This is a genomic window from Absiella sp. AM09-50, assembly GCF_003433845.1.
In the GTDB taxonomy this organism is placed as follows: Bacteria; Bacillota_I; Bacilli_A; order Erysipelotrichales; family Erysipelotrichaceae; genus Hoskinsella; species Hoskinsella hominis.
Genome location: NZ_QVFI01000035.1, coordinates 19,873 through 29,277, shown reverse-complemented (window position 1 = coordinate 29,277; position 9,405 = coordinate 19,873). Strand labels below are relative to the sequence as shown.

Below are 9,405 nucleotides of genomic sequence, written 5' to 3'. Positions count from 1 at the left end.
CGGTGCTAATGTTTAATTATTTTTAAGACATTTTCATTTTTGCTTGACATGAATTACATATTTAAAATCTGGAAGTTTATACAATATATAAAAATAAAGTCCAGCCACTAAAAAAAGCTAAACTTTATTTTAATTATTATATGCACAAAGCTATCTACAAAAAATAAACAAAACTATAAGTTCCTAAGAAACTTGACATGGACATCCAACAATAAAACCACAAGCCATTATAATTGAAATCCACAAGTTCATGAGTAACTTGACGAACAAATAATATCACTTTCATATAGTTTTCCATTATTGAAATCCACAAGTTCATGAGTAACTTGACTGATTTACAGCCATTCTTTGATAAAGCAATAGAAATTGAAATCCACAAGTTCATGAGAAACTTGACTGTTTTTTTTGATGTTCAGCATTTCCATTTTTTCATTGAAATCCACAAGTTCATGAGAAACTTGACGGTGTAAGAACTGTATTAAAAGATCTAGGACGAATTGAAATCCACAAGTTCATGAGAAACTTGACCAACTAGAGTTGTAGATTTTGATAAAGCAACAAAAATTGAAATCCACAAGTTCATGAGAAACTTGACTTTTATTACTGATCACACGTAAAGGTGGAAAAACAATTGAAATCCACAAGTTCATGAGAAACTTGACTAAAACTGGATGTCCTTTTGGATATAAGAAAAATATTGAAATCCACAAGTTCATGAGAAACTTGACAAAGAAGTACGAAAATCTGTTATGAAATTAAATTATTGAAATCCACAAGTTCATGAGAAACTTGACAAACTAGCAGATGTCTTTGGTGTAACTACTGATATTGAAATCCACAAGTTCATGAGAAACTTGACATTTTTGCTGTATAATATAAGTGAAGTGAGGTGAATTGAAATCCACAAGTTCATGAGAAACTTGACAGGTCAAGGGATTTATGAGAGGAAAAGGCAATATATTGAAATCCACAAGTTCATGAGAAACTTGACATTGTCTAACATCTTACCAACGTCTGCTCCGTTATTGAAATCCACAAGTTCATGAGAAACTTGACTTTCAATACTAAAATTTCGGGTATTTCCATCAAATTGAAATCCACAAGTTCATGAGAAACTTGACGGAGATAGTAAGGAAGTTGCACAGGCATTAGAAATTGAAATCCACAAGTTCATGAGAAACTTGACCGCAAAAATATTATTTACTTGCTAACTTGTAACAAATTTCCATCAAATGAAATCTCTCTTTCTTTCAATCTGTTACATATCACTGATTAAGACACACAATTTAGCGCGAATCTCCTAGAGAAAACATGGGAGCTTAATATTCGCAAATCTTAAAATCTTGTTTTCCTATGATAATTATCATCGAACATGATAAATATCTGAAATAACTCTTCTGCTGAAAATTCAATTTTCCCTTGATATTTTTCAACAATCTGTTCAATATTTCGGAAACCAAAACCGTGCATATGATGATCCTTTTTATTACTAATTAAACGATCATCCTTTATAATCACTTCATCTTTATCATAAGAATTTGATAAATCAATATAAATAAAATCATCTTTATGTCCAATACTTAAACGGATTAATTTACGCTCACATTTACAAACCGCCTCTAAACTATTATCCAACAAATTTCCAAGCAAAATACATAAATCCATATCATCTAAAATTGCCAGCGTATCATTTATTTCCATAATAATCTTTACATCGGCCTCTTTCATTTCAGCCATCTTCGTGTTTAAGATATAGTTTAAAGTAGCACGTTTTGTATGAATGATTTCTGTATCCTTTACCACATGATAAACCTGCTCAATATAAGCCAAAGCATCATTATTTTTATCATTTTCAATCATATTATGTAAAAGATTTAAGTGATTTTTCATATCATGATTGATGGATCGATTTTTCTCATAGATACTTTGCAGGTCCTTATAATACATCTTATCCGCTTCCAACATTCGATTTCTCATTTGTTCCTCAGAAAGTTCCTCACCAGTCTGAAGTAACATGGCATACTGATTAAAGAAAATCAGATAAATTAAACTTAACATTAAAATCAACAGTAATACCATAACCGGATTAATTTTCTCTTGAATGAATAAAGATGAAATCACGATTACCAGAAAAAACAAAATAACTTCAGCAACCATAAAAGCTAATAACTGTCGCTTTAATTTTAATAATTCCAACAAGAATACTTTGTGCTTTTTAAAGTATAAGAAAACAGTTACGAATACAATTTTGCCTCCAATCACACAAACTGGATATACAAGACGATCTTGAAAAATTTGTTTTCCTACATCATCAATAAAACAATTTTCAATCAATAATGTAATAATATTAATCAAATACAAGACCGTAAATATAAATAATACATAGAAAAATGTTGTATATATCTTTTCATTAAAATTCATCCAACAATAGAATATCAACATGATGATTGCGAACAAAGTAAGATAAGGGAAATTTAATGTATCTAAACAATATGATGCCGCACTCATTCCCATACAATACAGCACTTTAATTAACTTACTTTTCTCTTTAAAAAACAGTCCTGGAAAACTTAAAATAATAAAATTTTCAAGCAGGGACATGCAGATGTACAAAATCATCATATGATCATTCTCCTTAAATTGCAGCGTATCGTCGTAATAAATTCAGCATATTGCGTTGACTAACGTCTAATTTCTGCCCGCCTTTCAAATATAAACAAAAATCCCTTCTATTAATATGATCAATATAATACGGATTCACCATACAGCCATTGCTTGTTAAAACGAATTTAAACTTTTCATGATCTTTATGAAATTGCCTAAATGTCGAGCGACGGCGGAATACTTTATTGTTTTTATCTAAAACACAAACATAATTACCTTCAGAATAGTAACATTGAATATCCTTATAGTTAATACGTTTTTTAACTTTCAACATATCATACACAATTACTTCATCACTTTGTTTGATAAATAAATCAGCTAATGCTTCAATTGCTTCATCAATTTCTTCCGCAACTCTGTTCTTGCGTATGAAACGCATCGCATGAAATTTATAACCTTCACAAATCAATTCCTCATGTGAACTAACAAAAATCACAGGGATAGCTTTGTCATTCATATAAATCTTTTCCGCTAATGCAAATCCTTTATTTTCATTTTGAAGCTCAATATCCAGAAAGTAAGCATCATAAATAAGTTTTTCTGGTTCAGAATCAAAACAAAAGATTCCCCATTCTGGATATCTATCCTGCATATATTCCTTTAATGTTTTTGAAAAATGTGGATCATCTTCAATAATTGCAACTGTATTATCCATAATTCCCAACCCCTTTTTTCACGCAACTTTATTCTACTACACTTTGCCCCTTAATGAATAATCTATAAAAGTTAATTTACATTATTTTCCGTAAGAAATATATTTTTTATCATTTTTATGCATCCTCTTACAAATGAAATCAATGCTTGTACTTTTATAGTATTTCCTGTAAGATTAATTACCTTGTTATGTTATAATGATACCATTGAAAGGAGATTTTTATGATAGAAAACTTGCCCCCTTTTTCAATTATTTTAGCACCAGCTTATCTGCATCCCATTTTGCGCGCAGATATCATGAAACAAACATCTGGCTGTATGGGATTACAGCTTTTATCACCACAAACTTTTTTTGCTTCTTTTACACAAAAACAGGCTAGAGATCATGTGGAAATTAGCTTTTTATATAAACAAAACATTGAAAAAATAATTTCACAATTACAAACATATCAAGCAATTGCTTTAACGCCGTCCTTCTTAATGGAATGTTATGATTTTATTGAAAGCATGAAATTTTATCACATATCCGTTGATGAACTTCCAGATAAAACGCAGGCACAACAGGAAATAAAGACAATTTTGAATAATATATTTCCAATCCAAACCGCACAGGATATATGGAATGAAGCTGTTCTAAGAGTTTCAGATTGTTCCAATGTTTATATTTATGATGCCTTTTATTCCTTAAAAGATGAAAAAATATTAAATATATTAACATCAAAAGGGGCGCACACCATCCCATTACCAAAGCCCCAGCAACAAAAGGAATTTTATCATGCAATCAATCCACGTCAAGAAGTAGAAGCTATTGCTCAATATATTATTCAACATGATTTAGATGCAGATGATATTATCATTACCCTTGCATCTTCTACCTATAAGCCATTAATTGAACAGATTTTTAAACGATATGAAATACCTTATACCCTCTTACAAAAAAACAAAGCCAGTATTGTTACACAAAGATTTGTAAATCTAATAGCATACGCCTTATCATTTGATCAGGAGGATCTATTTGCATGCATGGATGCTGGTGTGTTCCAATCAGAACATTTAGATGAATTGCGAGAATATATAGAAATCTTCAACTGTGATATATTTCAGCCATTTCATCACCTTATGAATGTTCAGGCAAACGGACATATTTTAGATGAAGTTGAAATCACAAAATTAAAGGAACTGGAAGAAATCGCAGAATCTGGCAGGCAGGAGCTTTGTGAAACATTATCATTATTCATTGAAGATGATTTACATCAACTTGTGACTCATTTACTTGATATTTTGCACAATGGTATGAAAGAAGCCAGCATGGAGGATATTTCTGTTTTATCTAATATACAGGATGTTGTTTCTTCTAGTTGGAATTATCTGAATACTAAAGATGATCTTGCTTTTTTATTACCTTTTATTGAACAGATATCCATATCTAAAAGTGTCCGTGAAATTCATGGTGTGATCGTGGGTGATTTAAAACAGATTATCCCAAATCGTACACATCATTTCCTTGTTGGTGCTACGCAAAAAAATTATCCTGCATTTCCATCAGAAAGTGGAATCTTTGATGAAATCTATCTTCGTGATACAACACTTCCAGATATGGAAACCCGCTATCAATACTACATTGCGCAGTGTGAAAAGCAGCTGCATACCAATTCACATCTCATTGTATCTTTCCCATTAGGTACTTATGAAGGAAAAGGCAATGAGGCAGCACTTGAAATTGAGGAAGAGATGAAATGTGATCCAACAGCATTTCCTATCATGGAAAATTATGAAAAAATCACTCAAACATACATCATTCAGCCAGAAACCGCCAAAGCGTTATTCGTAAAAGGGCATCATATCAAAGGTTCTATCTCCGCAATTGAGCGTTATATTCACTGTCCATATTCGTACTTTTTACGTTATGGCCTATCTTTAAGAGAACCAATGCAACATGGTTTTGATAATTCTTATATGGGTACAATGGCCCATTATGTGTTGGAAACGCTGGTAGATGAACTTGGTAAACAATATACCAAAGCCGCTATGGAAAGAATCGAAGAAATTGTTAATCAGGAAGTAGAGGCCATTGCTGCAGTATTTCCAAATAATGCTGACTTGATGGAGGTTATCAAACATCGTTTTTTGGTAAGTTTTGCACAAACTTTAAAGCGTCTGGATGATTTTGAAACACATTCCTCAATGGGACCATATCTTCAGGAATATGAATTCCATGAAGAATTTCCTATCACAGAGGATATCAGTTTTGCTTTAAAAGGGTTTATCGATCGCATTGATGCCAGTGGAAACTTCCATTGTATTTTAGATTATAAAAGCAGCGCCAAATCTTTAAGCGAAGATAAAGTTTTTGCAGCACTACAACTACAGCTTCTGACTTACTCGATTGTAGCGAAAAAACAGCTTCATAAAGATATTCTTGGGGCTTACTATATCTCATTAAAAAACCAAAACATTCCCTATATTGCTGGAAAAATGAAACGTCGTCCTGTTGGATTTGTGGAAACAGAAAAAGATGACTATGAAGAAAACATATTAAAAGCACATCGCATTAGTGGATGGACTATGCGCAAGGATATTGATATGCTGGATGATAATGGCAGCCATATCATTGGGGTATCCATGAATAAAGATGGCATCGTAAAAGCTAGAAAATATTATCGTTATGAAACAATTTATGAATGGTTCATTTCCCTTTATCGCACGATTGGCAATCGTATGCTTTCAGGTGATATTGCATGTTCTCCAGATGCGGATGCATGTACTTATTGTGCTTATTATGAAATTTGTCGATTCAAAGGATTCGCCAGTGAGCGAAAGCCACTTGTGGATATTGATGATTCACTTTATTGGGAAGGAGGTGTTGATGATGCCGACATGGAATAAACAACAGCTTGCGGCTATCACCACGAAAGAGAAAAACATCCTGGTTTCCGCTTCTGCCGGAAGTGGAAAAACCACAGTACTGGTTGCCCGATTAATGGATCTGGTATTAAAGGACCATATTGCGATTGATGAAATTCTTGCGATGACATTTACAGAAGCAGCCGCAAATGAAATGAAAAAACGTCTTGCGAAAGAACTACAAACAGCTTGGCAAGACAGTAAAGATGAAGCAGAAAAGAAGTTTTTATCACGCCAGCTTTCTTCTTTAAGTAATGCCTATATTTCTACCATTCATTCCTTTTGTCTTTCTATAATTCAAAAATATTATTATATGATTGGCTTAGATCACGAACGTGTATGTAGTATTATGGATAATGGCGCAATGACACTTTATCAGCAGCAGGCTTTAGATGAAGCATTACAAATTCAGTATCAGAAACATGATGAAATCTTTTTAACTCTGTGTCAGATGTTTTCTTCACGACCTGAGGATATGGAAAGTCTATCATCTATGATTATGCAGCTTGCTACACTTGCTAGCAGTAAACCTGATCCTGATGAATGGCTGGATCATTTACATGATGCTTATTCTGGTATCAAACATATAGAAGACCTGCCAGTAAATATTTATCACAATTTCTTTGAATATCTGTATGTTGAGGAACAGCGTTATGAAGAGGCTCTTCATCATATGGATGAAATCTATCGTATAAAATATCCTAATGAGGTAAAGAAGATTGCGGTATTAGAAACGAAGCTTCGTGCACTTTCTTCTATAAAAGAGCCCATACAAAACCAGGATTATGAAGGTTTTCGCAGTGCGTTTATCGCAATTTGTCATGGTATTGTGCCAACTTCTCCTGAAAAAGAAGATAAAGAATATGCACGCGTACGTAAACAAATTAATGATATGGAAGATAAACTGCTGTCTTTATTATTTCGAGAAGAAGAATTTATCTCTGATTTAAATAAATTATGTCCTGTGATTGAAAAACTCGTGGAAATCACGAAAACTTATCGTAAAAATTATGAAGCCATCAAGGAGAAAAACAAACAGATTGATTTTGATGACATGGAGCATTTTGCCTTGGCAATTCTGGACGTAAATGACCATGCTGTAGCTGATATTTATCGTCAACAATTCAAACAGATCATGGTGGATGAATTTCAGGATAGTAATGATGTACAAAATGCTTTGGTTATGCGTATCTGTACAGAAAACAATGTTTTCCGTGTTGGTGATATCAAGCAGTCCATTTATGGCTTTCGCCATGCCAAACCTCAGCTGATGAAAGGACTAATTGATCATAAAGGAATTCATGATGAAGTAATTTATTTATCAAATAATTATCGTTCTAAAGAAATGATCGTAGAATTTAATAATGAATTATTCAAACTGTTAATGAATATGGATGGTTTTGATTGTAGTTATAGTGCGCAGGATGATGTCGCAACAGGTGTCCCTGCACAAAAAGAAGATAATGTACCTATCTGTTTTCACACCATTTTCCACAATGAAATAAAAGAAGCAAATGATCTTATCCTGTCTAAAAATGATTTCAAGGCAAGTTATATCGCTAATCAGATCCTGGAGATCAAAGAAAAAGAGCATCGTAAATGGAAAGATTTCGTCGTTTTGGTACGAGGCAATGCTAGAAAAGATGATATGAAAAGTGTATTTGACGAATTAAACATTCCCTATTTTATTGATATTAAATATGGTTTTTATCAATCAAACGCGGTACAAATCATGTTGTCTGCGCTGCAAAGTCTGTATGCACCACATGAGGATATTCCATTTGTTGCAACTATGCTTTCCCCTTTATTCATGCGCACTAATGAAGAACTTGCACAAATAAAACTGATGAAAGAGAAATATGCTTCCTATTATTCTTATTATCACGAGCATCCATTTCCTGGCTTTGAGCGTTTTGAAGAACTTCGTAAAAAACGCAATGTTTTACGCCTGAGTGAGATGTTAAATGCATTATATGATATCAATGATTATTATGTATTACACACAACCATTCAGGAAAAGACCAATCTGGATTTATTGTATGAAAAAGCCATCGCTTTTGAGGAGGATAATGCTTGTGGTATTCCTTCTTTCTTATCCAGAATTGCACAGATTAAAGATGCGCAAACTGCAGAAGCCATTCCTATTGGTTCAGATGCAGATGTGGTCCGAGTTATGAGTATTCATCAATCAAAAGGGCTACAGTTTCCAGTTGTATTTTTATGGTCGACTGATCGTATGACACCAATAGAATTCAAAGAATATTGTATCGCAGATGCAGACCTTGGCATCGCAATGAAAGCCATGGATCTTCCTCAGCGTTATGTCAGAACTACCATTCCACGTATTGCAATGGAGCATAAAAAAGATAAAGAAGAATTAGAAGAAGAAATGCGTATCTTGTATGTTGCGACAACCCGTGCCCAGCAACAAATGCATATTGTAGATTGTATTCAGGCTCTTGAAGATTATAAAAAACCATTAACCATGTCTGGTGTATATGATCGTGGCGGCTATACCAGCTGGATTCTACAAAGCTTTCTGACTCATCCAAGTGCTTTATTCACAATCAAAGAAGTTCACCAAATGTGGGAAAATATCCCGGTTGAAAAAGAAGTTTCCATTTATCAGGAAATCCCACATTATCATAAAACGCATCAACCAATGAAGTTTTCGAGTGCTACCAGCATCACTTCTACCGAAGAACTACCAGCTTTCCAACCAAAAAGCGGTGCTGGTATGAGCTATGGTACACGTATGCATCATATGATTGAACATTTGCCGAACACATCATGGGATAAGGAAATCATCACCTCCTGTGCAAAAGATTTACAGATATCATTAAAAGAATATGATATTACTTCCTTACTTCAATTAGGAAATCATCCATTTTATCAATCACTTTTCAGTAAAACATGTTATCATGAACTCCCCTTTATGGTAAAAATAAAAGATGAAATTCTACATGGATTTATGGACTTTGTGGCAATGGATGATACTTCCATGACCATTATTGACTTTAAAACAGATCGTTTGGATACTCCTGAAGAATTCATAAAATTATATCGTTCTCAACTATCCAGTTATCAGGATGCAATGCGTATTTTATATCCTGATAAAACATGTGAAACGTATATATATGCTTTTCATTTACGTACCTTTATACAAATAAAGTAGGCAAATTT

4 protein-coding genes and 1 CRISPR repeat array are annotated in these 9,405 nt (G+C 33.2%); of the genes, 2 read left to right on the top strand and 2 right to left on the bottom strand.

From position 1 onward, the window contains the following. Positions 1–232: 232 nt before the first annotated feature. Positions 233–1,186: direct repeats of the CRISPR family, unit length 32 nt; unit sequence ATTGAAATCCACAAGTTCATGAGAAACTTGAC. Between the two features lie 149 nt (positions 1,187–1,335). Further along, positions 1,336–2,622 carry a sensor histidine kinase gene (locus tag DW114_RS19005; protein WP_117455638.1) on the bottom strand — a complete coding sequence of 429 codons (1,287 nt, stop codon included), beginning with the start codon at positions 2,620–2,622 and terminating at the stop codon, positions 1,336–1,338. A 13-nt stretch (positions 2,623–2,635) separates the two neighbouring features. After that, positions 2,636–3,319: a LytR/AlgR family response regulator transcription factor gene (locus tag DW114_RS19000; RefSeq protein ID WP_117455636.1), complete on the bottom strand. Its 684-nt coding sequence runs from the start codon at positions 3,317–3,319 to the stop codon at positions 2,636–2,638. A 221-nt stretch (positions 3,320–3,540) separates the two neighbouring features. Between DW114_RS19000 and DW114_RS18995 the strand changes: the two genes are divergently transcribed. Both DW114_RS18995 and DW114_RS18990 read left to right on the top strand, forming a co-directional pair. Continuing rightward, positions 3,541–6,204, top strand: coding sequence for a PD-(D/E)XK nuclease family protein (locus DW114_RS18995; protein ID WP_233511385.1), 2,664 nt, complete (start codon positions 3,541–3,543; stop codon positions 6,202–6,204). Then, positions 6,188–9,397 carry a UvrD-helicase domain-containing protein gene (locus DW114_RS18990; protein WP_117455642.1) on the top strand — a complete coding sequence of 1,070 codons (3,210 nt, stop codon included), beginning with the start codon at positions 6,188–6,190 and terminating at the stop codon, positions 9,395–9,397. The genes DW114_RS18995 and DW114_RS18990 overlap by 17 nt, the downstream gene beginning before the upstream one ends. Positions 9,398–9,405: the final 8 nt, after the last annotated feature.

Excerpts from the sequence above, each read along its gene's own strand:
- DW114_RS19005 (WP_117455638.1), bottom strand. The coding sequence starts at position 2,622 with ATGATGATTTTGTACATCTGCATGTCCCTGCTTGAAAATTTTATTATT.
- DW114_RS19000 (WP_117455636.1), bottom strand. The coding sequence starts at position 3,319 with ATGGATAATACAGTTGCAATTATTGAAGATGATCCACATTTTTCAAAA.
- DW114_RS18995 (WP_233511385.1), top strand. The coding sequence starts at position 3,541 with ATGATAGAAAACTTGCCCCCTTTTTCAATTATTTTAGCACCAGCTTAT.
- DW114_RS18990 (WP_117455642.1), top strand. The coding sequence starts at position 6,188 with ATGCCGACATGGAATAAACAACAGCTTGCGGCTATCACCACGAAAGAG.